This is a genomic window from Paenibacillus sp. FSL R5-0914, assembly GCF_038004525.1.
Classification (GTDB): domain Bacteria; phylum Bacillota; class Bacilli; order Paenibacillales; family Paenibacillaceae; genus Paenibacillus_AQ.
Genome location: NZ_JBBORH010000002.1, coordinates 1,179,372 through 1,205,281, shown reverse-complemented (window position 1 = coordinate 1,205,281; position 25,910 = coordinate 1,179,372). Strand labels below are relative to the sequence as shown.

General features: G+C 41.9%; 20 protein-coding genes and 3 pseudogenes. 8 read left to right on the top strand and 15 right to left on the bottom strand.

Features of this window, described 5'->3' with window-relative positions:
* The first annotated feature begins 36 nt into the window (after window positions 1-36).
* From MKX60_RS21380 to MKX60_RS21350, 7 genes are all read left to right on the top strand, one after another.
* Window positions 37-1,134, top strand: coding sequence for a HAMP domain-containing sensor histidine kinase (locus tag MKX60_RS21380; protein WP_076283642.1), 1,098 nt, complete (start codon window positions 37-39; stop codon window positions 1,132-1,134).
* Window positions 1,135-1,280: 146 nt separating this feature from the next.
* A complete protein-coding gene (locus MKX60_RS21375; protein WP_256716235.1) occupies window positions 1,281-1,697 on the top strand; it encodes a MarR family winged helix-turn-helix transcriptional regulator in 417 nt (138 codons plus the stop codon).
* 62 nt (window positions 1,698-1,759) lie between these two features.
* Window positions 1,760-1,984, top strand: coding sequence for a DUF896 domain-containing protein (locus MKX60_RS21370; RefSeq protein ID WP_076283643.1), 225 nt, complete (start codon window positions 1,760-1,762; stop codon window positions 1,982-1,984).
* Between the two features lie 277 nt (window positions 1,985-2,261).
* Window positions 2,262-3,200 (top strand): alpha/beta fold hydrolase, encoded by a 939-nt coding sequence (locus tag MKX60_RS21365; RefSeq protein WP_341060915.1) that lies wholly within the window; start codon window positions 2,262-2,264, stop codon window positions 3,198-3,200.
* Window positions 3,201-3,306: 106 nt separating this feature from the next.
* Window positions 3,307-4,488 (top strand): hypothetical protein, encoded by a 1,182-nt coding sequence (locus MKX60_RS21360; RefSeq protein ID WP_341060914.1) that lies wholly within the window; start codon window positions 3,307-3,309, stop codon window positions 4,486-4,488.
* Between the two features lie 171 nt (window positions 4,489-4,659).
* Window positions 4,660-6,537: an asparagine synthase (glutamine-hydrolyzing) gene (asnB, locus tag MKX60_RS21355; protein WP_341060912.1), complete on the top strand. Its 1,878-nt coding sequence runs from the start codon at window positions 4,660-4,662 to the stop codon at window positions 6,535-6,537.
* A gap of 15 nt (window positions 6,538-6,552) precedes the next feature.
* Window positions 6,553-7,077 carry a putative immunity protein gene (locus MKX60_RS21350; protein ID WP_149647478.1) on the top strand — a complete coding sequence of 175 codons (525 nt, stop codon included), beginning with the start codon at window positions 6,553-6,555 and terminating at the stop codon, window positions 7,075-7,077.
* A gap of 933 nt (window positions 7,078-8,010) precedes the next feature.
* On the opposite strand, the gene MKX60_RS21345 is transcribed toward MKX60_RS21350, so the two are convergent.
* The 12 genes and pseudogenes from MKX60_RS21345 to MKX60_RS21290 all read right to left on the bottom strand — a co-directional run bounded on the left by MKX60_RS21345 (window position 8,011) and on the right by MKX60_RS21290 (window position 21,230).
* Window positions 8,011-9,009 (bottom strand): NADP-dependent oxidoreductase, encoded by a 999-nt coding sequence (locus tag MKX60_RS21345; protein WP_341060911.1) that lies wholly within the window; start codon window positions 9,007-9,009, stop codon window positions 8,011-8,013.
* An 80-nt stretch (window positions 9,010-9,089) separates the two neighbouring features.
* Window positions 9,090-10,172, bottom strand: a complete 1,083-nt coding sequence (locus MKX60_RS21340) for an alkene reductase (protein WP_149647789.1) — start codon at window positions 10,170-10,172, stop codon at window positions 9,090-9,092.
* A gap of 43 nt (window positions 10,173-10,215) precedes the next feature.
* Window positions 10,216-10,914: an SDR family oxidoreductase gene (locus MKX60_RS21335; protein ID WP_076298629.1), complete on the bottom strand. Its 699-nt coding sequence runs from the start codon at window positions 10,912-10,914 to the stop codon at window positions 10,216-10,218.
* A gap of 239 nt (window positions 10,915-11,153) precedes the next feature.
* Window positions 11,154-11,732 carry a TetR/AcrR family transcriptional regulator gene (locus MKX60_RS21330; RefSeq protein ID WP_076298628.1) on the bottom strand — a complete coding sequence of 193 codons (579 nt, stop codon included), beginning with the start codon at window positions 11,730-11,732 and terminating at the stop codon, window positions 11,154-11,156.
* Between the two features lie 465 nt (window positions 11,733-12,197).
* Window positions 12,198-14,069, bottom strand: coding sequence for a M56 family metallopeptidase (locus MKX60_RS21325; protein WP_341060910.1), 1,872 nt, complete (start codon window positions 14,067-14,069; stop codon window positions 12,198-12,200).
* Window positions 14,066-14,479 (bottom strand): BlaI/MecI/CopY family transcriptional regulator, encoded by a 414-nt coding sequence (locus MKX60_RS21320; RefSeq protein WP_341060908.1) that lies wholly within the window; start codon window positions 14,477-14,479, stop codon window positions 14,066-14,068. The genes MKX60_RS21325 and MKX60_RS21320 overlap by 4 nt, the downstream gene beginning before the upstream one ends.
* Window positions 14,480-14,554: 75 nt before the next feature.
* Complete coding sequence (locus MKX60_RS21315) at window positions 14,555-15,286, bottom strand: hypothetical protein (RefSeq protein ID WP_341044391.1); 732 nt, start codon at window positions 15,284-15,286, stop codon at window positions 14,555-14,557.
* 411 nt (window positions 15,287-15,697) lie between these two features.
* Complete coding sequence (locus MKX60_RS21310) at window positions 15,698-16,093, bottom strand: BlaI/MecI/CopY family transcriptional regulator (RefSeq protein ID WP_076283655.1); 396 nt, start codon at window positions 16,091-16,093, stop codon at window positions 15,698-15,700.
* Between the two features lie 714 nt (window positions 16,094-16,807).
* The gene (locus MKX60_RS21305) at window positions 16,808-19,009 is read right to left on the bottom strand and encodes a M1 family metallopeptidase (protein WP_341060907.1); all 2,202 of its coding nucleotides are present in this window, start codon (window positions 19,007-19,009) and stop codon (window positions 16,808-16,810) included.
* 329 nt (window positions 19,010-19,338) lie between these two features.
* Window positions 19,339-19,482 (bottom strand): annotated as a pseudogene (locus MKX60_RS21300) (MFS transporter); the annotation flags it as partial.
* Window positions 19,483-19,508: 26 nt separating this feature from the next.
* Window positions 19,509-19,967 carry a hypothetical protein gene (locus MKX60_RS21295; protein ID WP_341060906.1) on the bottom strand — a complete coding sequence of 153 codons (459 nt, stop codon included), beginning with the start codon at window positions 19,965-19,967 and terminating at the stop codon, window positions 19,509-19,511.
* 183 nt (window positions 19,968-20,150) lie between these two features.
* Window positions 20,151-21,230, bottom strand: coding sequence for a DUF418 domain-containing protein (locus MKX60_RS21290; RefSeq protein ID WP_341060904.1), 1,080 nt, complete (start codon window positions 21,228-21,230; stop codon window positions 20,151-20,153).
* Window positions 21,231-21,762: 532 nt separating this feature from the next.
* Here MKX60_RS21290 and MKX60_RS21285 point away from each other — a divergent pair.
* Window positions 21,763-22,086 (top strand): annotated as a pseudogene (locus tag MKX60_RS21285) (IS3 family transposase); the annotation flags it as partial.
* A gap of 64 nt (window positions 22,087-22,150) precedes the next feature.
* On the opposite strand, the pseudogene MKX60_RS21280 reads toward MKX60_RS21285, so the two are convergent.
* The 3 genes and pseudogenes from MKX60_RS21280 to MKX60_RS21270 all read right to left on the bottom strand — a co-directional run.
* Window positions 22,151-22,353, bottom strand: a pseudogene (locus MKX60_RS21280) (hypothetical protein); the annotation flags it as partial.
* 10 nt (window positions 22,354-22,363) lie between these two features.
* A complete protein-coding gene (locus MKX60_RS21275; protein WP_341060902.1) occupies window positions 22,364-23,332 on the bottom strand; it encodes a glycoside hydrolase family protein in 969 nt (322 codons plus the stop codon).
* A 208-nt stretch (window positions 23,333-23,540) separates the two neighbouring features.
* Window positions 23,541-25,820 (bottom strand): chondroitinase-B domain-containing protein, encoded by a 2,280-nt coding sequence (locus MKX60_RS21270; protein ID WP_341060900.1) that lies wholly within the window; start codon window positions 25,818-25,820, stop codon window positions 23,541-23,543.
* Between the last annotated feature and the right edge of the window lie 90 nt (window positions 25,821-25,910).

Genomic DNA, 25,910 nt, shown 5'->3' with positions numbered 1-25,910 from the left:
CAAAGATAAATACTGTAGGGGAAGGGTATACATCCAATGCCTAAAATGATTTATAGTTTTCGTACAAAAATGATTATGCTGCTGATGGCCAGTATGCTAGTATCCGGTGGGATAACCTTTTTAATCTATAAGGCGCTCCAGCGATATTATCACTCTGAGGTGAAGTTTGAGAATCCACTAACCAAAGTTCGCTATGTAATAAGAGATATTGGAGATGTGAATACATTTTTAATTATCTTTATACCACTAGCCATTCTATTTTTCTTCTTATTCACTAAGCCGTATGCAAAATACTTCAAAGAAATATCAAAGGGGATTCATCAACTAGCGTCAGGTGATTTCTCCGAACGAGTAGATATACCCTCCAAAGATGAATTTGGGATGATTGGTCATGATCTCAATCTAGCCATTGAGAATATGCAAGAAGCCATTGAGCGGGGAGACATTGCCGAGAGCAGTAAAGATCAACTCGTGTTGAACCTAGCGCATGATTTGCGTACACCCCTAACGTCGGTTATCGGCTATTTGGATTTTATTTTGAAAGACAATCAATTAACCCCTGAACAGACCAGGCATTACACGACGATTGCTTATACTAAATCTCAACGTTTAGAAAAATTGATTGATGAGCTGTTTGAAATTACAAGAATGAATTACGGCAAGCTTAAGCTTGAGAAATCCTCGATTGATCTCAGTGAGCTTCTCTTACAATTAAATGAAGAATTATATCCAGTCTTTGAGAAAAATGGCCTAACCTCCAAATTGGATATGACACAACCTCTGATGATTTACGGTGACGGGGAATTGTTAGCACGTGTATTTGAGAACCTTCTTACGAATGCGGCCCGATACGGAAACGATGGTCAATTTATTGATATTCACGGTTACTTAGACGCTAACGAGGTAGTCGTTGAAGTAATTAACTATGGAAATTGTATTGAGCCGGAAGAGCTGCCACGAATTTTTGATATGTTTTACACGGGTGATCGTGCACGAACACATCCAACAGGAAGTACGGGACTTGGCTTGTTTATTACTAAAAATATAGTAGAGCAGCATAATGGAACCGTATCTGCGCAAAGCGGTGTGGTGCGGACAATCTTTGAAGTGAGACTCCCGAGAAACAGTAATTGAAGACCATTTCTATACGATGAAGTACCAACCTAAAGAGGATTCGTTGGTGGGTGATATCTAAAAATCGTCCACCTTTGAAATCCTCTTAAAAATATGATATAATTAGCATGCTAATTAATTTGTAAGGTGGTTCGGGGGAACAAGCTGTGATTGAAAATGAGATAAGAGAACTACTGGATAGAATTTCAGCGGAAATGCGTAGAGATTATGCAGCATTGCTTAGAGAATTTAATCTTCATGTGGGCCAAGAACAGTTATTATGCCGGTTATGGAGATCAGATGGAATGACACAGATCCAGTTAAGCGAAAGTCTGAATTGTGAGCCTCCAACTATTACGAATATGGTGAAATCACTTGAGAGTCATGGGTTTGTTGTTCGAAAAAGAGATCCTGAAGATGGCAGAGTAAGCCGAGTGTATCTAACTCCAGCCGGACGTAATCTTTGTGAACCTGTGGAACGTATATGGAATAAGCAACTGGATAAATTATTAACAGGAATTTTACCCGAAGAACGTTTATTATTAAGAAGGCTTATGAAACAGATGGCGGATAATTTATCTTGAATCTGGCATTACTCACCACATCCATTAGCAAGCTAATCAAAACTTAGAAAAGAGGAACATAGATGATTAACAGTTTGACTCGTATTAATGAACTAGCCAGGAAAGAACGTGAAGAAGGTCTGACAAAAAGTGAATGGGTGGAACAGATCGCTTTGCGTGAAGATTATCTACGTGAAATTCGTGGACAAGTTCGTAACAGTCTATCGGGAGTAACGATTGTAGATCCTGAGGGAAATGATGTTACGCCTGAAAAAATTCGTTTATCGCGTAAAGAAACTTTGAACTAATATTCAGCTAATGAAGTGAATTTACACCTTTAGAATATCGTTGAATGGTCTTATGGGCTAATCAGCGAATATCTAAAGGTGTTTTTTTATGATATCAAATGGACGAAAGTGGAATCATATTTATAAAAGTTATCTTAACGGAAGCTTAATTTGATTTTGTTAGCTGATGCTGAAAGTTAAGGTTCACTTAAACTTGTGTTTCACAGGATCTAAGACTGGATTGTTAGAATGAAATGGACAGAAGAGAAGATATAAATATGTGGGGAGCGGGAATTACATGATGAAAAAGACATTTTTCTTTTTACTGAAAGCAATAGGAGTTATAGTCATAGCCATAGCGCTTTTTCTAGCCATTGTTTTTACTGTTAATGTGATCTGCAACAAAATCGAGAAAGGAAAAATTGAACCCTATGGTCAGCTTGTACCTGTAGATGGAAAAAACATGAACGTCACGATTCATGGAAGTGGTGAAGAGACGGTAGTATTATTACCAGGATATGGAACTGCAGCGCCGGGTATTGATTTTAAGCCGCTTGTAGACGAGTTATCTCCATTTTACAAAGTGGTTGTGATTGAGCCATTTGGCTATGGATTAAGTGATATCACCGAAAAAGAACGAAGTACTGAAAATATAGTGAGTGAGTTACATGAAAGTTTACAACAATTAAATATAGACCGTTATATTCTGATGGGACACTCCATATCCGGAATTTATGCTCTAGACTATGTAAACAAATACAGAAACGAAGTTAGTGCATTCGTAGGGATCGACAGCAGTGTTCCGGCACAAGGAGCCGGCGATGAACTTCCAACAGCAGCCTTAAAATCACTTAAACAATCAGGTTTCTACAGATTGCTGGTTAAACTCTCGCCTGATCAAATCATTGCACCCGATGTTGATGCTAAAACGAAAGAGCAAAATAGAATGCTTTCGCTTAAAAACATGATGAATCCAAATATCATCAACGAAGCAGATCATTTCTCAAGCAACTTCAAAGCCGCAGAAAACTTAAAGTTCCCTAAAGAACTTCCCGTGATGTTCTTCTTAGTAAAAGATAATTCGGATGTTGAGGGCTGGGCAGCTTTACACGAAGAACAGATCAAAGATTCATTACATGGGAAGATGATGATGTTTGAAGGCGATCATTATTTACACCATACCCGATCGAAAGAAATCGTGGAGAACTTCAGAAACTTCATGAGTGAGATAAAATAAGAGTGAATAAGAAAACGTCGAACGATTCATATAGTGAATCATTTGACGTTTTTTTTAGCTTATATCATACTACTCATATAACAAGAGATAAACAGCGAGGTAAATCATGAGCAAAAAAAATAGAAAAAGAAACATTCTATTAACGATATTGGCAGCAATAGTTGGAATATGCACGGTATCGATTTTATTAAATAAGACCTACCGTACTACGTTTGAATCCTTGTCTGAAACCGATCGGCGGATGCTGACAGAGTTATCCGAGTTGTATAACCATTTTGAGCAATCCAGTGATCAGCTCTGGAATGAGGATTATCGATTTGAATCCAAACCCTTGTTACTGATACGAACGTCTAAGGACAGCGGTCTGTTTCGTAGAGAAGGGTTTGCTGTGAATGTGCCTATGAAGAAAGGGATTTTTGCTCAAGAAATCAGTCTGCCTGAGTCGATGGGCTTACCGAAGGTATATCGGATTAGTCGTTTTTCACCGACAACCCTCTCAGCATGGTTTCCAGCTAATTTTGGAACGCTAAATCTGAAAGGTACGGAAACAATGTATTTTAAGTATTATCCCAAAATGTTCAGCGATCCCGCGCTGTATTTTGATTTTTCATCTTTTTTATTGCACGAAGGGTTTCATATCTTCAAACAAAAAGACTGGACGTATGATGCCAATGGTGCTGAGCATATCGAAAACTATCCTATAAATGAAGAAAATTACGTATTGATGGGTATCGAATTCAAACTGTTGGATCAAGCAATGGCTGAAAGCAATCCTGAACTAGTTCAACAGTATTTACATGATTGGACAGTTGTACGAAATTACAGATACTATAAATGGCCGCAATTAAATGGCGAGACGAAGACAGAGGCTATCGAAGGTTCTGCAAGGTATTTGGAATATCGTTATAGTAAGTTAACTGGCGGTAATTTAATGGTGCTGGCCACTAAGCAGGAGCCTTACCATGTGACATTTATGCAAGCGTATGATTTTATTGCTAACGGACAAGCGGAGTCGCCTTCTTTCTTAGAAAGAAGTATCCGTTATGAAACTGGGGCTGCTTTGGAGCTAACGATGGATAAGGCAAACTTACCATGGAAAGAAGCGATAGAAGATGTACCTGGGAAGAAACCAGGAATGACACCGTACGAGATTTTGAGTAACTATTATAAAATGAATGATCTAACTACTATTGAAAGCCAGTTAGGTGAAATTAAAGAAGTATACGATTACGATGCCTTACGCAAACAGGGGGCGAAGATCGTTAAGCAGCTTATTGGCGAACAGTAACTTTATATAGCCTTATCCAAACACGTCGAACGATTCATATAGTGAATTATTCGGCGTTTTATTATGGATTAAAGTACGATTCACCTGCGTGATTCTAAAAAAAGATGATTGATCAACGCAATTGTGGGCACTCTATATCCTAATCTTTACTATAGGAAGGACTACAATAGCATGTGCGGAATAGCAGGAATCTTAAAATGTAATGGACAACCCCCGCAAGAGGAAACCTTAAAACAAATGACAGGTGCAATGAATCACCGAGGTCCTAATCATGAAGGCGTATGGCTCGATTCTCAAATTGGGCTCGGTTTTCGTAGGTTATCCGTTATAGATTTACGTGATGGAAATCAACCGATGACGAATGAAGATCGTTCCCTTTGGATTGTTTTTAATGGTGAAATCTATAATTATAAAACACTACGAGATCAGCTTAAGTTAAAGGGACATCACTTTCAAACGCAATCAGATACAGAAGTCATTGTGCATTTATATGAGGAATTCGGTAAGGACTGTGTCCATCATTTACGAGGAATGTTTAGTTTTGCGATTTGGGATGTTAAGGAACAGACGCTTTTTGCTGCCAGAGATCATTTTGGCATCAAGCCTTTTTATTATTACAAAGATGAGAATAACCTTTTATTTGCTTCGGAAATTAAAAGCATTCTTGCAGTTCACGGAGTACCAAGAAAGCTTCAGTATCAAAGTTTATTTAGCTACTTAACTTTTCAGTATGTGCCGCAACCCGATACGATGTTTGAACATATTCATAAATTAGGACCTGCAGAGCGAGTATTTGTTAACGCTAAAGGTGAAATGAAGATCGAGAAATATTGGGAACCCCATTTTCATCCGGTAAAACGATCTTTAGCAGACTATGCGGAAGAAATTCAGTGGAAATTGAAAGAGTCTGTAAACCTTCATTTACAAAGTGATGTGAATAGAGGGTGTTTTTTGTCCAGTGGAATTGACTCCACAGCAATAGCTGCAATGATGAAAGCAGAAGAATCAACAAAGACCTTTTCGATTGGATTTGAAGGGGTAAACAATGAAACCATCATTGCAAATCAAACGGCAGCTAAACTGGGAACGGATCATTATTTTCACATTTTATCTACAGAAGACTTTTTTGATAGTATCCCGAAAACAGTATGGCATCTAGATGAGCCTGTCGCGGATCCTTCCGCCATCGCTCTTTATCATCTCAATCAGCTTGCAAAAGATCATGTCACGGTTGTCCTATCGGGGGAAGGCGCTGATGAATTATTCGGAGGATACCGGATCTATAGAGAGCCAGATGCACTAAGACCCATTTCATGGATGCCCAATTTCATAAAGGATTCGTTACGAAAATCATTGTCTATATATCCATATCATTTTTATGGAAAAAACTATTTACTTCGGGGGCTGACACCTTTAGAGGAACGCTTTTTCGGTAATGCTAATATCTTTAACAAAAGCGGAAAGATGAACTTGCTCCATGAGTCGGTACACGCTCAAAATAGCTTTTTACATCCGACGGATATCGTTAAGCCTTTTTATGATAAGACAGTACACCTAGATCCTACGACAAGAATGCAGTTTATTGATATGAATTTTTGGTTGCCTGGCGATATTTTGTCAAAAGCAGATAAGCTGTCTATGGCACATTCATTGGAATTAAGAGTCCCGTTTCTAGATAAAGAGGTTTTCGAAACGGCTAGTAAAATTCCAGTCTCCAATCGGATTGGCAAAAATACAACAAAACTCGCTTTGCGTAAAGCTATGGAAGGAATTGTTCCTGATGCTATTGTGAATCGCCCGAAATTAGGATTTCCCGTACCGATTCGTGATTGGCTTAAGACCCCGATTTCAGATATAATGTTTGAGCAAATACGCTATAGTGGTATTGAAGAAATATTCAATATGAATATCATCGAAGAAATGTTTATCCAGCATCGGAGTAATAAAGGTGATTATTCGCGTAGAATCTGGCTAATTTACATTTTTTCAGTGTGGTACACGCTTTTTATGAAAGAAGATCTGAAACAACTAAAGAGTGCCGTGCTGTAATGGGGGAGAGATCGTTTGAACATTGGGGAATATGCTTGGAATAAACATGAGCAGCAAATAAAATCAACTAACGAATTTACTTACAGTAGTCCTAAGATAAAGATTGTAGACAATATTGAATTAAGAAATCAACTTGAAGAGACACTTGAAAAATTACCGCAGAAGTTCCTGGCCAAATGGGCTTTGAGCGTTGCTGTTGAACACCTGGATCATCTGGATCAACATCTTATAAATGACCCGCGAATTGATTTAGGGATAGAAACGCTAGAAAAACGTATAGCTGGTGGTATCAGAGCCTTTGACTTAAGAAAAGTTGGATTCATAGTCAATGAATTAGCGAAAGAGTCCACAACCGAAGCAAGTAAGTATGCTGCTCGTTCTTTTGCACAAGCCATTGCAACTGGACATATGAGAGGACACGCTATGGTAAGCAGTGACTATGCTGTTAAAACGGTAAACATATCCAATAATTCCTCGGTGGCTGAGGCTGCCACTAAAGAACGGGAAAGACAATTAAGGATAGCTAAAGAAATGTTTTAAAATTGAAGCTATAAGACTGAACGGTATGAAGATACTGATATAAGTTAATTAATGGTAATAATTAGCTTTTTTATTTAAGAGGTACGTAAAGAACAATCAACAATAAACATATAAATATAACTACACAAAGTTTAATCCGAGATTCTGATACACTTTAAAGTTTAATACTCGTTAGAGACAAATCAATATCTAAAAAGAGATTCAATTGTTCATGAAAGGGAAGCTAGTATGAACAATTTGGAATATTGTATAGATATCAATTATGGACAGCTAATTGGCATTAGTATGGTTTAAATTGGCTTGCTCCATTAATTTATATACTACTTCCTCACAAAACCCGTATTTTGTACATATGTCTATGAGTTGGAATAAGCCCTGTTTACATCTAGGATGTTGTACAATGACAAAAAGTTACCTACATAAATATAAATGTCACCCTCCCTATAATGATAACAAAAAATCTATCATCAAAAAAAAATTTTCTTCAATAAGACTATCTCCATTAGGTAATAGCCTTCGGTATTTAGAAATCATGATTTTGCCAGGAAAAACCCTATCTAACATATCACGCATTTCTTAATGGATATTCTCTTATGTAGCGGTTCTTTAATGTTGTTCTAATTCAGTCAATTTATCTTCGAGATACAAGTACGAGTCAATCCCTCGATGGAATTTTTTACGAACCGTTACACGCTAGATTTTAGGGTCCGAGCCGTACTCTCGTCTAGTAAAGGTTGTGGCTGATTGGGATCCAATTCGCTGGGTAACCTTGTTTTGTTCTCCCCCATTCGAATCCGCCATCTCTTGAAATGGACGAGGTAGCTGCTGAGCAAACTACCAAGCACGTCTCAGCCGTTCATCAAACCGTATGCAGAGTGAAACGAAGTAGTCTTCTTCTCGGTCACAGACAGTCGGCTAGATTCGCTCTCTCCCTTAGAAAGTTATAATAACTTTGCCTTGTGAGTGACCAGTAGAAACTTGTTGTAGCGCCTTATTAATATCATCAAATTTGTAAGTAGAATCAATTGAAGGTTTAATATTGTCATTTTCAATAAGGCTAGTAATCTCTTGTAGCTGTCTTCCATTGGCTTGCACAAATAAAAAGTGATATTCTTTTTTATCTCTTGCTGCTAAACGGTCTAAACGTGCACCTATTAAAGCAAACAACATTTTTTTCCACATTGGAAGATTATTTTCAACGGCAAAGCGATAATTTGGTAAAGCCTTCAATGATACTAATTTTCCTTGAGGTTTTAAAATATCAAGTTCCCTTTTTATTTCGTTTGTACCCAAGGTGTCTATAACATAATCTATATTGGATAGAACCTCAGCATAGTTTTCCTCCTTATAATTTATAAATTCATCTGCTCCAATCGACAGTACACGTGATCGACCTCTTTCACTGCCACTTGTAATAACGTATAACCCCATTGCTTTAGCAATAGGGATTGCCATAGCACCGAATCCGCCAGTTCCGCCAGGAATAAATAGTTTTGCATTAGGCTGAGCGTTGAGCACTTCTTTCAATGCTTGATAAGCTGTTAAAGCAGTAAGTGGGACCGCAGCTGCTTCAATAAAGGATAGATTTTTAGGCATTTTAAATATAGCTTCATCTTTGACCGCCACATATTCAGCGAAAGCTCCTATTTTATTCACCGGCAACCTCGTATAAACTCGGTTACCAACCTGAAAATCAACAACATCTTTACCACATGCTTCTATAACACCAGAAAGTTCATTGCCTAATGTTAATGGGAAATCATAATCAGCAATCATTCGGATACTGCCATTTATAATAAGAATATCTAAAGGATTTACACCTGCAGCTTCTACTTTAACGAGTACCTCACGATTATCGATTTTCGGTATTTTAACATTGTTTATTTCCAAATGAATTTCTTTTGAGTATTTCTGTATTTGAGCAGCTCTCATGTTGTGCCAGCTTCCTTTCCATTTGCAAATCTTATGGCGTACAATTTTCAGTTGTACGCCATTTGTGGTTTCACTTATTCTTATTGCTGTTGAGCTTTTAATTCTTCCATTATAGGGTAGTCTGTATAACCTAAGCTTCCGTTACCAGCGTATAATGTTTTAGGATCAACTTCATTTAAAGGTGTTCCTTTTTTTAGACGTTCCACAAAATCCGGATTAGCTAAAGACCAGATACCGACTGGCACCACATCAGCAGTACCACTATCAATATCTACACTGATATCTTCAAGTGCCCGCCCTGCTCGATTGACCAATAATGGATTTGACCAAATTGAACGAATTTCACGGAGCAGTATTTCATTCCCTAAATGCATAACATGGAGGTATGCTAAATTATACTTAGCTAATTCTTTTACAAGATGGCGATAAACCTCTGGTCCTTGTGCGCCTTCATCAATCCCACCAAGAGGTGTTCCTGGTGAAATCCGGAAACCGGTTCTTTCTGCTCCAATTTCTTCAACTACTGCTTTTGTTACTTCGATTGCAAAACGAGCACGATTCTCCACAGATCCACCGTATTTATCGATTCGTTTATTAGAATTCTCACCAATAAATTGATTAATTAGATAACCGTTGGCTCCATGAATTTCAACCCCATCAGCACCTGCTTTAATAGCTGCTGCAGCTGCTTTTCGAAAGTCTGCAATAGTATTTTGAATATCTTCTTCGCTTAGCTCTCGTGGAACGGGTATTTCCTGCATTCCTTTATCAGTAAACATTTCTACACCAGGTGCGATCGCTGAAGGTGCAACTGCTTGTCGATGATGCGGAGTATTGTCGGGGTGCGATATACGGCCCACATGCATTAATTGTATATACATAAAGCCCCCTGCTTCATGTAATGCATCGGTAACCTTTTTCCAACCTTCTATTTGCTTTTCAGTATAGATGCCAGGTGAATTTAAATAACCTTGTCCATCATCAGAAGGTTGTGTACCTTCACTAATAATTAATCCCATTGATGCTCTCTGAGCATAATAAAGGGAGCTTAGTTCTCCCGGTGTGCCGTCCTTTTGTGCTCTACTACGTGTCATAGGTGCCATTGCTAATCGATGAGGTAATTCCATATTTCCAATTTTCGTATTACTCCACAATTTGTTCATTTTGTAGTCTCCTCTATAAATTAAGTTAGAAATGAAATTGTTATTAAGAAAGATGAGGGTACAGTGCAGGAACGCCACCTGCAAGTCCACCTTGTATCATTCGGCTGTTATCATCAGCAATAATTTCAAAACTGCCAGATTCTATGCCATCAATAGCTATTTTTGCGATATCTGCAGGGCTTACTTTGGGAACTTCTAAGCTGGATGTCATGTCTGTCTCCATAAAGCCAACATGTAATCCTGCTACTCTCACATTATGTGGATACAAGTTTATACGTAAATCGTTCGTCAATGCCCATGCTGCAGCCTTCGCGGCTGTATAAGCACCCGCAGTTCCGGAACTAAACCAAGATAATGCGGAAAGAATATTTAAAACCGATCCTCCCCCGTTTTTCTCAATGATCGGTGCAAAAGCACGAACCATGTATAGCGTACCGAAGAAGTGCGTATCAAACTCCAACTGTATTTTGTCCACATCACCTTCCAGCAAAGAAGCGCCAGTAGATGATCCTGCATTGTTGATTAAAAGCGTAACGTCCTTAGCCAGGATAGCAGCTGCTTCAACTTCTTGAGTGTTGGTAATATCAAGCTTTACAGGTATAACGCCTGGAATATCAATGGTTTCCGGATTTCTTGCACCTGCATAAACCTTAGCCCCTCTGGATAGAAGTTCAAGGGTGAGATGGCGGCCAAAACCTCGGTTTGCTCCAGTTACAAATGCCACTTGTTCAGAAATTATCATTTTATTTACTCCTTTTATTCATCTATTAACTACTATATGGGAATGATCATTCTAAAATGTACACAAGAATAGATCATTCATGAAAGAAAACTAAAGCAAGGAAAGAAACATATTTTGAGAACGATCATTCTAAAAAATATACAAGAAGGATCGTTTAAAGAGATCTATAAACGAGACAATACTCAGTTATGAGAACAATCATTCTAGAATATGCATAAGCAATTATATTTAAATAATAATTACTTATGTAAAAGTTTAATTGATAAATCGGCTATTCGATGTAATTTTTCTTTAGGTACGGAGGTCCTTGTCATTACCCTTAACCCCACACAAACAGAATGCAGATGTTCCGCTAGATCGTCGGCATTGTAATCCAAGCTAAATTCTTCATCCTGCTGCCCCCACAGAATAATATCTTTGAGCAGCTTCTCTGATAATGTGAACGATTCAGTGGACTTCAAATCCACATTGGCATCGCGCATTGCTAATTCCACCGCTGAATTCACCATCAAACAGCCTGAGGGCGAATCTTCTTCACCATTTATTATGAAACTAAAGATAAGCTGAAGTGCCTCAGTTGCAGTCTTGGAACGTTTAACTTCCCTCGTAAGCTCAGCATTCACCTTATCGCGAAAACGGTCCATGGCTTTCAAAAACAGCGTATGCTTGTCGCCAAATGTGTCATATAAACTTCTTCGATGAACTCCCATATGCTCTACAAGATCTGTCAAAGATGTCTTCTCGTAACCCTGTTCCCAAAAAAGCTTCATTGCCTTATCTAATACTTCGTTCTCTTCGAATTCTTTGCTTCTTGCCATTCGATTCCCTCCCTAATAGTAAATGTAACATATTGAGAACGATCAGTAAAGAATAGATTTTCTAATCACAGTTAACGATGTGATCTCTTAGCTTTCTTCTTTACTCCTTCCGACTGGTCTGTGGTGACTTACCTCCGAGCGGATCCCTTCCCTGTTCCTTTTATTTATCTTAGACTTTTCATACAGGACATTTCTTAGTGCATAAATCATCATAGCGCGACTATGTAGGTAACTTTAAGTCAATAAACCACAATGTAGGCACTTTTGTGTCATTGGACAGTAATAGTTCGTAACTTCATCCATCGAAGCAAACCGCAGTGTTGCCGTCCACTGCCCATCACTCACCTCACTTTTTATATGATAAGCAATTTACTAAGATAATCATTCACTTATATCAATTGTTCCAACATAAAAAACCCATATCGACCCTAGTTATAGGGTGATATGGGCGCCTGCCTTGAGATGTTATTTTTTAACTGCAGCTTTCAGAATTTCGATCTTCTCTTGTCGTGATAGATCCGATGAGGTTGAAATGCTATATCCAAATTTACCGCCATCTTGCCAAAAAACGTATTTTGGGAAAACATTTGCTGGTAAATCATCGTCAAAAAATCCATTATTCTTGCTTCCATCGGCGTCCACAGTATACTTCGTAATCGCAAGCGTATCTTTCCCGTTCGTGTATTCCAGGCGAATATCGTCGGCTTCTTCCCAGTCCATTTTTTTCGTGAAGACCGGTTTGCCGCTCTTCTTCCCTTCAGCTCTCAAATCATCGATGAACTTGCCTCCCAAGGGTCCTTCGATTCTCGCTTTGGAGAAAGTATAGCCTTCTGGCAGGTTGGAAGGCTCTTGCAAGACAGCGCCTTTTAAGGTTGCTGCTTTCTGAGAATATTCATCAAAGGAAGTATATTCCTTCGTCAGCCCCCAATAGCTAAGATTAAGTCCGCTGTTCAACGCTTTATATTTATGATAGATGACATACGTGTCACCCGTCTCTTTAACCAATTTCTTCACTCGATTGATTTCATCGTCGATATATTTTTTATCCTCCGCAGGAAGTGCCTTAGCTGCATCCGCCGCTAGTTTATTCATTTTTTCCATTTCTTGCTTATACAACGCACGGTCTACCTTAGACCCATTGAATTCCTCAGGATAGGTGATATCTATTTGACGATCCCCAACTTCTGATTGTACCGAAACAGCTATCGTTGCGTTCCCATCATCTTTTTCCTTGGCATTGACCAGCGTCACGCTGCCAAGCGCGAGAATGATTGTCATCCCTAAGATAGAAATGCGATATGATTTTTTATTAAATTGTTTGATCATGATAAGTCTCCTTTTCATTTGTTTATGTGTCGCAGAGAGGCCGGCAAGTCCCGGCAGGCGATGATCTCCCGAGAAATGTTCCAACACTTGGATGATCGTCTGCCCATACGCATTATTTTGCTGTGGTCTCATTCGATCCAGCACGAAGGCATCACAGGCCATCTCTTGATCTTGTCGCGCTCTGTTCACTGCAAGCCATACAAGTGGGTTGAACCAATGGAGAATCAGAATCAAGTGCATGATCCAATTCACGGCTACATCCCTGCGACGGACATGGGCGAATTCATGCGCCAAGATATACTGAAGCTGTCCTTCATGCAGCGACATCAGTAGACTTGGAGAGATGACGACTGTCGGCTTACAAAACCCAACGACGGCCGGACCGGGAATACGCTCGCTGGAAACAAATTCAACTTTGCGCTTCACGCCGAGCTGCTGCCGTGTATCATGGAACAAGGCCAATAACAAAGGCGTTTCTATACGGCTACCAGCGCGCAGGGCATGTTGCAATCGCAGCTGATCGTATATGGTTTTCGCGACGAGAAGCAGTACACCCGTAAGCCAGATCAGTACCAAGACTGGAACAAAGCCCATGGCTGTAATTTCATTCCACCAGAAATGGTTCTCCGGCTTGCTTCCCGATGTATCCGTGGGTGCGGTTAATTCCGTTATCCTAACGACAATTCCATATTTCTCCGCCACAGAACCCTTTACTTGTTCTCCTGTCTCGCTTGCACTTATCGATGGATCTTGCATTTGCTGGTGAATGCCAGGCATGAAGGATTCCAGAGACAATACATTATAAAGGCTAAGAGAAGACTCTGGTGCCCAAGGAAGCAGCAAGCGGATCGCCACTGGTATCCAGAGCAAATATTTCCATCTGGCTTCCAGTTTGTTTTGGAATAAGAATTGCAGAATCAAGATCAGCATGACCAGAATGCCTGCCATGAACGATCCCTGGATCACCCAGCCGAAGAATGACACAACAGTTTCGTGTAAGCTTGAACTCATTTAGATTCTCTCTTTTCTAGTTCCCCAATTCTGCCGCTATTGTCAAATAACCTCTTCAAATCCTCAATTTCCTGCGTATTCAGCTTCTCATCTTGGAGGAAATTAGCCAACATCGGCATAAGTGAACCACCATACATCTTCTCCATGAAGGAAGTAGTCTCGGAACGCTGATATTCTTGCTCGCTGAACCGAGGATAAAATAATTGCATACGCCGCGAACTCTGCTCCAGCTTCACGCCCGCCGCTTCCTTCTGTACCAGTCGGCTAAGAAGCGTTCGGGTCGTATTCGGGCTCCAGCCCATTCGATCCGTCATTTGTTGAACAACTTCACTAGAATAGCAATCTGGATTTAGCCACAATACCCGCAAAATTTCGAGCTCTGCATCCGTTATGGATGGTATTCGGTTCATATATACAACCTCCAAATCTAACTTGTGCAGAATGCATAGGATGGGTGAACTGCTGCGCATTCTCAAGGCAACCTATCACTTCTTGACCGCTGCTTTTAGAATTTCAATCTTCTGTTCTCGGGTGATATCGGATGACGTTGAAAGGCTGTATCCAAATTTGCCGCCATCTTGCCAATAAATGTATTTTGGGAAAATGTTAGCCGGAAGGTTATCGTCAAAATAACCTTTCTTCTTCCCTTCCTTCGCATCCACCACAAACTTCGTAATCGCAAGCGTATCTTCCCCGTTCGTGTATTCCAGGCGAATATCGTCGGCTTCTTTCCAGTCCATTTTTTTCGTGAAGACCGGTTTGCCGCTCTTCTTCCCTTCGGCTCTTAAATCATCGATGAACTTGCCTCCCAAGGGTCCTCCGATTCTCGCTTTGGAGAAAGTGTAACCTTCTGGCAGGTTGGAGGGCTTTTGCAAGACAACGCCTTTTAAGGTTGATGCTTTCTGGAGATATTCATCAAAGGAAATGTATTCCTTCGTCAGCCCCCAGTAGTTAAGATCAAGTCCGCTGTTGAGTGCCTTGTACTTATAATACATGACATAGGTATCTCCAGTCTTGGCGGTCAAATCCTTCACTCTCTTAATTTCTGCGTCAACCACCTTTTTTTCCGCTGCCGTTGGAGCTTGGACGGCTGCTTTTTTAGCCGTCGACTTCTGGGCTGACTTGGAAGAAGCCGCGTCTACCTCAAGGTTCATCGATGAACCCAATAGTAGAACACTGCTGAGGGTTGCGATGGCTAATTTTGATGCTGCTTTCATGTGAAAAACTCCTTTCTGTGATCCTGTTTTTAAAACTACACGTGTAGTTATAATTCAATACTACAGTTGTAGTTATATTTTGTCAACACTATTTTATCGGACCCTTTTCGAGTATCCATGAAATAAAAAAAACTCCTCCGGAGAGCAGTTTGATCGTACGATGGATTCTTTATTGCTGTTTTTTTCCACCCCAAGGTTCCGGTTCCGGCGTATCTGGCGTTGGAAGCAGTCCTAGATCATGGAAGATTAAATCGGCGATGCCGGTCTTTACATAAATTGGTTTTTAATTAGGGGTTGTTGCATCGTCTCAATTGTATGCTGAGTAATTTTGTGGAATTATACTAATAAAAAAACCGCGATTTACGCGGCGGTTCGACGTTAGGCTAAATGGTTCTACCTTTATCAATTTTCTTATCGATCATCGTTGTTGCGACTCTCGTCAAACAAAGCTTTCAAGTCATCAATTTCTTTCTCGTTCAGCTTCTTATCCTGCAAAAAATTAGCGAGCATGGGTTTCAAGGCGCCGCCATACAGTTTCTTCATGAACGATTTAGTCTCCGACTTCAAATATTCTTGTTCGCTGATGAGTGGATAGAACAAAAAGTTCCGTTTGGATCCCTCTTCCTGTGTTGTTCCCGCCGCTTCTTTCTGCACTAAACGGTTCAGGAGCGTCCTTGTCGTATTCGGGCTCCACCCCACTTGTTCCGCCAATTGCTTGACGACCTGGCTGGAAGGACAATTCGGACTGGCCCACAATACGCGCATCACCTCGAGCTCCGCATCCGTGATGGGTGGTATTTTTGTCATGCCTAAACCCTCCAAAATCAAGTTATGACTACATCTGTAGTCACACTTAAATAGTACAATTGTGGTCTGATCTTGTCAACCTGCATTGTGTTTCATTCTAAAAATAAAGTTTTGCCGATCGATATCTTGACCTTTAGGTTTGACCTAAGATATATCTTGGATATATGCCGAGCTATTATCAATCTATTAAGGCTTCAGGATAATGGCTAAGTAAGAATCGTTCGGCACATTCTCTTTTTTTCTCTATATTTAAAGTAATTACATCTGAATTTTTAAATCGTTATTATCAATTGATAAACCAGTCAAATGCAGGTTAATGGTTATATTCTCATCTTGTCCTCGCTTGTCCATGAAAACATAGCCTCCTCTTCTCCATTCTCTTGCTCAACATATTCCTCTATGTTTAGTGTCAATTAAAAGTCACAGAATTTTCTCCAATTTTAAAGCTCGTAAAAATAAAAAAGAACACCGGTTAACTTTGAGCAAGCCCAAATTAACCGGTGTTCTTGAAGTTATCCAAGTTCGCTACGTTTTGGCTGCCATGGAACACACGAAATGATCCTTGAAAGTTAATTCCCAAAAACAGTACAAACGTTTGTTTTTCAGATTTTCACCTGTTGTGCGGTTTTAAATTTTTCTGAGAATCCTTATTATGTTAACAAAAAAAAATACGACTATGGAGCTCCCTCGGGACTAAGACTGGCCTGTGATTTATTATTCTGCAAAAAGTTTCGCATACGGATTTTCGATCTTTTGTTCGCTGCTGCTCTTACCTGTGTTATTCAGAACATAATATTGATAAAAATGGTTTGAAAAATTCAATGATTCCAATGCTTTAGCCATAAATGGATCTTCCGTCTGATCACTCAATTGGTCCCCTGTCCAAAAATAATGCAACATGAGACGATTCTGGTTATACGGATGTTTGATAATGTAGGCTCCGGATTGATTAGACTTATTCATGATTTCCTGCCATTTAAAACCGACTGTATCAGCACGCTTGATGATGCCGGACTTCAAGGCTTGTACAAACCCATTCGCATCCGGTTTGCCTATGACAATGATATTACTGTCCCCTAGCTCCTTCTTAAGCTTGTTTTTTAATACTTGACGTTCCGTTATAATCGTTGGCTTTATTCCTGCTATTTGGAAGAAGCCTTGAAACTGGTTGAGCAATTGATCCTGTTGTTTTGTTGCTTTGTCCGATGTCAAACGGTCGCTCAAGATAATCGTTAGCGGCTCGCCCTGCAACGTTTTATCGATAATTCGGCTCATCGTTTCAGACGGAACCTCTGGAAACTGTACAAACACCGAATGGTATATTGATTTAAATTGCTCGTACATATAAGCGGCTTCCTCGTCCGCTGTTAGACGATATTCAGACTTCAAAGAATAATTGGGCTGGCGTAAATCCGCTTCCCAATCATCTCTGATCTTTTTGCCCGCTTTGTTCTCAACAACCTGAAGCAGTCCTTCGATCGTCGCATTTTTGTATACATACTGGTCAAAATATGTCTGCATCAACTCATCAAACTTCTCTTCGCCAAGCGTACGATACAACTCATAGATGGCTTGACGGCCTTTTTTATAAAAAATGGCGTCGGGAGAATCGCCAACCTTATCATTGGTCGCATCAAGCGGACTATCTAACGATACTTCATCGAATTGAATCACCTTGAATCCATTTAACGGATTTCCTTGTTTCTCATAGAAATATACCATAGAGAAATCGGCAAATCCTTCATCTAGAAATGATTCCTTCTCGGAATTATTTCCAATTAATGCGTGGAACCATTGATGCGCAATTTCATGGACAAATGCTGAATGGTTTGAAATATCTGGCTGACCCTCGATCATACCCATCTGAATCATTCGCGAATATTCAACAGCGATCCCTTCAACGTACGATTCAACAATTCTGAACTCCGGATAAGGATATTTACCATATTTTTCGCTGAAGAAGTTAATGACTTTAAACGCTTGATCAATATATTGATCGATAATCTGTTTTTTGTCTTTCTGATTATCAAAGTAATAGTATTGTATGGTCAGACCATCTCGTGTAACACTTTCTACTTTAAAATCTGGACTCGTGAAGAAGACAAATTCTCTCGTATTATTCGCAGTGGCCGTTACCATCTTGCGGCCTGCTTCGGCATCCTGTACGGTCAGTGTTCCAGGCATGGAAACCTGGTAATCGGCGGGTACATTCATGGTTACCTGATAATCCGCAGAATCATAATAATCGGATTCAAATGTAGTGCTGTAAGGAGTTTTGTCCCACGTATGATCTGCAGGGTTATAGACCGAAAGCACAGGGAACCAATGAGCGCCATTGATGATATTCTTGTAATGGGACAACCGCTGTGAGCCATAAGGAATTTTTACGTCAAATTCAAGTTCCAGTGTGATAGATTGCCCGGGCTGCAATGCTTGTCCCAATGCAACCTTAAGTGCCTGATTCGTATTATCGAACTTCAAGGGTTGACCTAACGACTTCACATTGTTGATGTCAATGCCGCCCAGGAAATCTTCAGATTTTTTATCCGGATTTTCCTTTGCCATTCGTTCATTTGAATTTTCGAACATACCCGACTGTGTTTCCTTTGAACGGTTTGCATCTGCAAAGGTGTGAAATACAATATTGTCCAGTGTATCCTTCGTGTTGTTTCGATAGGTCACAGTTTCTGTACCGTGAATTGTCATCTTCTTCTCATCAAGCCTTGCGTCTACTTGATAGCGCGCAAGCTGATGAACAGCCGCATCCGCTTCTAGCAACGAATCGTTCTGAATCGTTGGTTTCGCCGCCATCGCTATCCCCGTCCCGAAAACAGGGCCTGTACTTAATGCGACAACAAGACTGCCGGCAATCATGCACTTCGGTAGTTTAGTATTCCAATGTTTAAGTTTATTCATGTTGCTCCTCCTAATGATAAGTTCCTAATCATGATCGTAGATTCTCGAGTATGTACAAAGACTAGTATAAAGCTCTTACTTTACACGAGTTTTAAAGGAACCTTACATTAACCTTAAAAAGGAATCACTTATAGTTTTTTAAAACAGATACTCTGCACAAGTGTATTCCACTAACACGACTGTTGAGAGAATAGAAAACGGCCCATGGATGAGTGGGTAAATCGATAAAACAGCGTTCCAAGGAGGTCCGCTCCCGCACTTGGCTTGACAATACATCTAGCCCAACAGGCTCCGTTATAGTAGCGCCTGTTGGGCTTCAAAAAAGGGTCTTATGTGGCTCTTGAACTAAAAGCTTTAATTTTTATCATAATCAACATGAAAGCAAGCAAAGCGAATATGATTCCACTCCATATGAGCGGATGTATCCCCCATTGAGAGATAAACCAATCACCAATGGAAGCTCCCAACGTAATGCTTTTAGCCTCACTGACACGGAACTCTATAAACGAAATGATGATCGATTTGAGCTGCTATATTTAAAGGAACGGGAAAAGGTACGCAATGACAATTTGGAATAATTCAGCTTCCATATATGCCAGGATTCGAACTCGGAGAAAGCCGCCTCATCTTGCTCGGTTAACCAGTGAAAGTTTCCTTTCAGGTTTTCTTGCAGCAAGACGTTTTCATCGGCTTCTGAAAAATAAAAAAGATAATCTCCGCTATGCAGAGTGACTCCCGCTTCATTCAATTTTCGGCGAATAATCTTCTCAGACAGGTCTTGTCGTTGATAAAGGCCTACATTATCGGCCATCGCATGCATCAGGACCGCCATAACCAGACTGTCTTTATCCAGGTTCGTGTTGATGGCAACAGTAGCGACTTCATCGGTATAGAGGATGTCTCCGTTCAAAAATTGCGTCCGCCAAAAGTCAGTTATCGTTTGTGAGAATAAAGACATACTTCTTCCCCCCTCGCCAACTTCATTTTACTACTATGGCCATTGTACCTTCTTTGCTAAAAAAGCCTCCTGTTGGACCGTCCAAGGGAGCGTAGCTAAAACGATAACAATGGACGGCATCTTCCCTCAACGTTCATTGAATAATAAGTTGTCACATGTTACTTTTCAAGCCTCTTACACCACTCAGCACCATTTTCTCATGATCAGCTCAATCGGACCTCTTTTCATCCACTTTCTCCACAGACTCGAAAAGATAATGGAGATAATGAAATAAACGGTTCCGTATGCCATTGCAAAAGAAAGACTTCCGTTTTCCAAATAACCCACTGTCATAAGAAAACCAATTCCGATCACTACGTGCCCGATATAATGGGTTAACGATAACTGTCCTGTATGGATCATCGCCTGTGTCAGAAGGGAATTTTCAAATTTATCGACCACATAAAGACAGATCGCAATGATGGCGACAGCTGAACAAATGCCAGAGAAAACATACAGCATTGTGGGCGGCATCGGTTTTGTTCCAAAAAGATAAGTTGCTGCTTCTTTACTCAGTACTGGGGAGGTCCATTTAACCAAGAAGAAAGAAATCGATTTAAAAACAACCGTTCCTGTCAACGAATATACTAGTAATTTCGAACGGTTTTCCTTATTCAGCCAACGCTTCCTGCCAATCCACATGCCGATGAGGAAGAAGCTCAGCCAAGGAAAAATGGGATGAAATCCGTTAAATAACAGATTGCGAGTAAACCCTTCTATCGTCCAAAAGCCCATGTATTCCTTAAAACTCGAGTCCCATCCCTTGCTGTAATCGAATACGACTAAAAACAACTGCGATGCTATCAGGATTATCGAAAACAAAACTAGTATTATATTATCGGATACTGTGATCAAGACTGCAGCTACAAGCATAAATACCGCATAATAATGCAAAATATCGGCACTCCAGCCTATTAGCAATAAAAGCACGCCAGATATAAACAGAAAAGCAGCTCTCTTGTACAAGCTGTTCCGGATTTGAGGAATGAGTTCCCAGCTCATTGAGTTACGGGCTTTCGAGGTCATTAATGCCACCCCAATACCAGCCAACACGACAAACAAGGCGGATGCTCTCCCCTCAAAAAGGCCCGCTATCGCTTGCAACCATGCAGGTCCGCCACTCTCTGCCTGCATCGCTAGCTTATAGTTCACCATTACCATGCCGAAGATCGCCAATGCTCTTGCAAAATCAAAGGCAGTTATCCGCTCTTTCGCTTGACTCATGCCGCATCCTCTCCCTTAATACATTTCGCTTTATGACATGACATCGCTCAATAGATAGCAGCAGCTTTTCCCATTGTGAACTGAGTGAGATCCTACTCCGATAAAACTAATACACCAAAATAAAGCACCTCTATAAGCATAGACTTCAATGGTTCAGAACGAAGAACCCAAAATGCCTGTGAAGTATCCGGTTAGCGTCACTCCTAAGGGATGCGGCTTGGAATACCTAAACAATAAACCCTAGGTCTGACCTAAGGTCAATTGTTTTGTTCAAAATTTCAAGAAGTATGTTCTATTTTCCTGATTTTCTGTATTGAACAACAGGCATGCAGGACGCCTCTAGATCACAAGCACGATGCAGCGGGGTTGTGGTGCATAGCTCAAATTAATGATGATTGAACTGAAGTTAAGGGATGGGGCAATTATTTTGGAAACAGACTTAGATTTGTCTAAATGGAAGCGTTTTGAAGCAGAGATCATCCTATTAACCGTAAGATGTTATTTAAAATATAGTCTAAGTTATCGTGATAGATTATCAGATGAAGATAAATCTCTTATTCATTCTGACCAAGGCTGGCACTATCAGATGAAACAGTATCGTCATGCTCTCGAAGAACGCGGCATCAAGCAAAGTATGTCCCGTAAAGGTAACTGCTACGACAATGCCGTCATCGAGAACTTCTTTGGTATCATTAAATCTGAATTTCTATATTTAAAGGAATTCGAAAGTATCGCACATTTTAAACAAGAGCTATTAAATTACATCGATTATTACAACAACAAGCGAATTAAAGCAAAACTAAAAGGCCTGAGTTCAGTACCGAACTCAGGCCCAACAAGTTGCCTAATTAAATAACCTGTTTAACTTTAAGGGAAGTGTTTAGTGCTTGAACAGTCTGATTCAATCAGAAAAGCCATGATTATTTTAAATATTTCCCTGTGAAAGAATGTTTCGCTTAAATGAAATGTATAGGTTCGCCTCAAATATAATTTGGCCACCCCTACTGCCGCCATCAGGCCCCATGTCGATAATCCAATCCGCCTGACTGATGACGTCAAGGTTATACTCGATAACGATAACTGTATTGCCCTTGTCCACGTGCCGGTTCATAATCTGCCACAGCCCCAGTGAATCATTGCTTCAAAGGTATAACCATGTTCCACGTATCGGAAGCGTCCTTAAAACCATCACTGCCGTCCGAGACGGCCGCGAACAAATGAGTCGGCTTGCCGTTCTGGAACAACAGGAACGGCCGCTCTAGATTGCCCAGCGTCTGCACCGTGCCGTCATCCCAACGCACCGTCCGGGAATAGCCTTGCGGCTGCCCATGCAAGCTCCATTTCAGTCCGTCCGGCGACTTGGCGTAGATGCCGCCGTATTTTTCTCCGCATAGATGCCCTTCCATATCTTTGGCGATCAAATTGTATCCTTCGTTTGTTTGCCAGATAAAAGGGTCTTCGATATGGAACGACTCTGGAGGAAACACCGGCTCGTCACTCAGCACCCGGTACAGCCCCTCGTAGTGATCCGCATACGCAACGCCAATCGTCATGCCGCCATGCAGGTTGCCTTCGTAGTGACGTGCCTTGTAGATCAGCAGCACGGAACCGTCCTCCCTGACACACGGAGCCGGATTGGAGGTTAGAAAGCTATCGAATCGGCCGGGACGTGTTGGCAATATCGGTTCATCCGCTCTGCGCCACGGGCCCAAAACGCTGTCCGCTATAGCCAGACCTACCCGTTTGTTCGCCCGCGCCACGATGCATTGAGGATCGGTTAACCCGAAATTCCCGGGCGGCTCTGGATCGCTTAGAGGATGGGTCGAACCCGTATAATAAAGCAAATATTTGTTGTTGTGCTTGACGATATGGGGGTTGTGCGTGCAGCGTCCGTCCCAATATTCCGCTCCCCTCGCCGGAAGCGCCACCTCGCAGAATCGGTACGGTCCCTCGGGGGTATCCGAGTCTGCCCTGACAATCTCTGAAGCCGTCATCCAGCCGGGATGCATCGGCAGTGTCTTCGGCCAGCGCGAGGCAAACATATGGAATTTGCCGTCCTCGCCCTGCACGACGGAACCGCACCATACCCAATAACCTTCCATACGGAAGCCGCCGCCACGCGGAGCCGGCAACATTGTGCTAGTATGCATGTGCAGTCACCTCGTTTTTTCTCGCTGCTCCATAATTGCTGTGAAACATGGTCTCCCATCCTTCCAAATGAAGTGAATAACAGGACTGCTCCATACATCAATGGATCGACATAGTCATGCCGGCGAACCAACCGCCGGCATGCTTGCACATATATCGATCCTAAGGCGTATTCAGCCCCACATTGTCGGCCGCTAGCGGGCGATTCAGTAGAGGCGCGCCGGAATATTCGTCCGCCCCCACATCTGCTGTCGCCCGCATTTGACCGTCCATATCCTCCAGCACGAACGTGTATGTCCCCACAGCTGCAGCAATTGCCGGGCTGCTCGCGGACAGTTTCTGAATGCCGTTCACCGCAGTCAGCAGCGGATTGATATTTCGGATCTGCTCCGAGCTGCGCGATATGTTGCTAATAGTGCTGCCAAACCCGATGTTACCTTGGAACAGCGTATTCGTTGTCGCCGCCTCGTAATAAAGCGTGCCGGTGCTGTTGTATACGATATTGTTCGCCACGACGGAATCCTGCGGAGCATACGCTTTGCCCGAGCCGATGACGATACCGGTTTTGCTGTTTACAATCGTATTGTTGACGATAAGCGCCCGGTAAACTTTCCATTGTTTGCGCAATTGTTCGACCGTCGGACTTGGAGGGGAGCCTCCAGTACCGCCGTCAAAGTCTCCGTTAGGCAAGTAGATTGCTTCGCCAGTCAAATTCTCAAAGTAGTTGTTATAAATCTTATGGTCATTGCCGAACATCCGGATGCCTTCCTGATCCGACTCCAAGCCGTCCCCGAGGAAGTAGTTACCATATACGCTGTTGTTATGGCCATGCCGCAGCGTCAGACTGCCCTTGGAAGTGCGGAATGTATTGAAGCGCACGGAATTGCTGCTGCTCTTGACCGATATGATTTCCGGTTCTCCATCGCAATTCTGAAATACATTGTATTGTATCGTATTATAGCCGTGGGAGAGCGTAAGACCCGACAAGCCGAGACGAATTGTCTCTTTGCCGTTAGCTACCCATGGGCCTACATCATGGAAATAGTTGTATTCGATAATATCGTATTGCGAAATTTGACCTGAGCCATCCTGTCCTTCGTAAGCGATCAGCGGTTCGGTGTCGCTCTTCAGTCCGAAGTCGTTCCGGTCGATGCGGTTATGATGGCTGTTCGTGCCCCGCACTTGCAGCCACATCAGGCCGCTCCCCGAGCTTGGAAGCGCAAACGTATTACGGGTCAGTCGCACATGGTGCGAGCCTTCCAACACCACTGCGCCATTGCTTGTGTTCGTAAACTTTAATCCGTCCAGCACCACATGCGAGGAGTTCTCGACGCGGAAGCCTGATGCTCCCGAGATGATAGCCTGACCGCGGTTTTTCGCTTTAATGACGATTGGTGCGTTGGCAGTGCCGTTTTTGTTCTGAACAGCAAACGGGCTTGTACGCGAATACGTGCCGTTTGCCAACACAATCGTTTTACCCGCCGTAGCGGTTGCAACCTCGGCAGCCAACTGCGTGGAAGTGCTAACTTCGACGACCGTCCCTTCGCTACCGCTGCCGCTTGAATCGCTACCATAAATTTCGACCTCGGCAAAGCTGTTCCAGGCGTTCACCGAGTTGCCGTGGCCAACAATACGAACGTAGCGGACGGGGGCAACATCGGCAAAATCAAACGTCTGCAAGCTGTTGCTCAGACTGCTGACCGCTCCCGAAAGCACTGTACTGAAGTTATAGCCATCATACGAAGTCTGGATATCAAAAGCAAAAGTTCGCTCCACCCCGTTGGTGAAGGCAATCTTCACGTATTCCACCCGCTTGCTCGATCCAAGGTCGTATTGGACCCACTCCCCTTCGCCACTCGCTGACCAGCGCGTGTTAAGATCGCCGTCGATTGTATACGCGACGATATTGCCGTCATCTCCGCTGGCCATAAGTTGTGGCACGGTAATCGCCAACTTGCTTGCGGCTGGCGGAGATCCGCTCGCGGTGCCGTAGAGTTCAACTTCAGAATAGCTGTTCCACAGGTTGGAGGAATTGCCGTGCCCAACGATCCTCACATAGCGGGTAGAATCGACATCCGGAAAATCGAACGTTTGCAGACCTTCCACAAGGCTGCTCACAACTCCGCTGCTGACGGTCGTAAAGGTGGAACCGTCCATTGACGTCAAAATATCAAAAGTAGAAGTGCGGCTTGACCCATTCAGAAATGCAATTTTGATGAAAGACACTTTGCGATTTACGCCCAAATCGTACTGGATCCATTGCATGTCGCCATTCGCCGACCAACGTGTTAAGAAATCGCCGTCCACCGTGTTGGCTGGAACGTTGCCGTCATCTCCGCTCGCCGTCACGTCGGAGCTGCCAATTGTGAACTTCGTATCAGCCGCACTTGCCGTTCCTGGTATTAACACAACCAGCATACAGATCAAAATAATGAACGTCATACATTTGGTTCCCATAATTCATTTTCATCCTTTCTATTATGAAATGATGGTTATTGAATCATTCCCTTCGTTCCGTCAGGCACCTCCTCT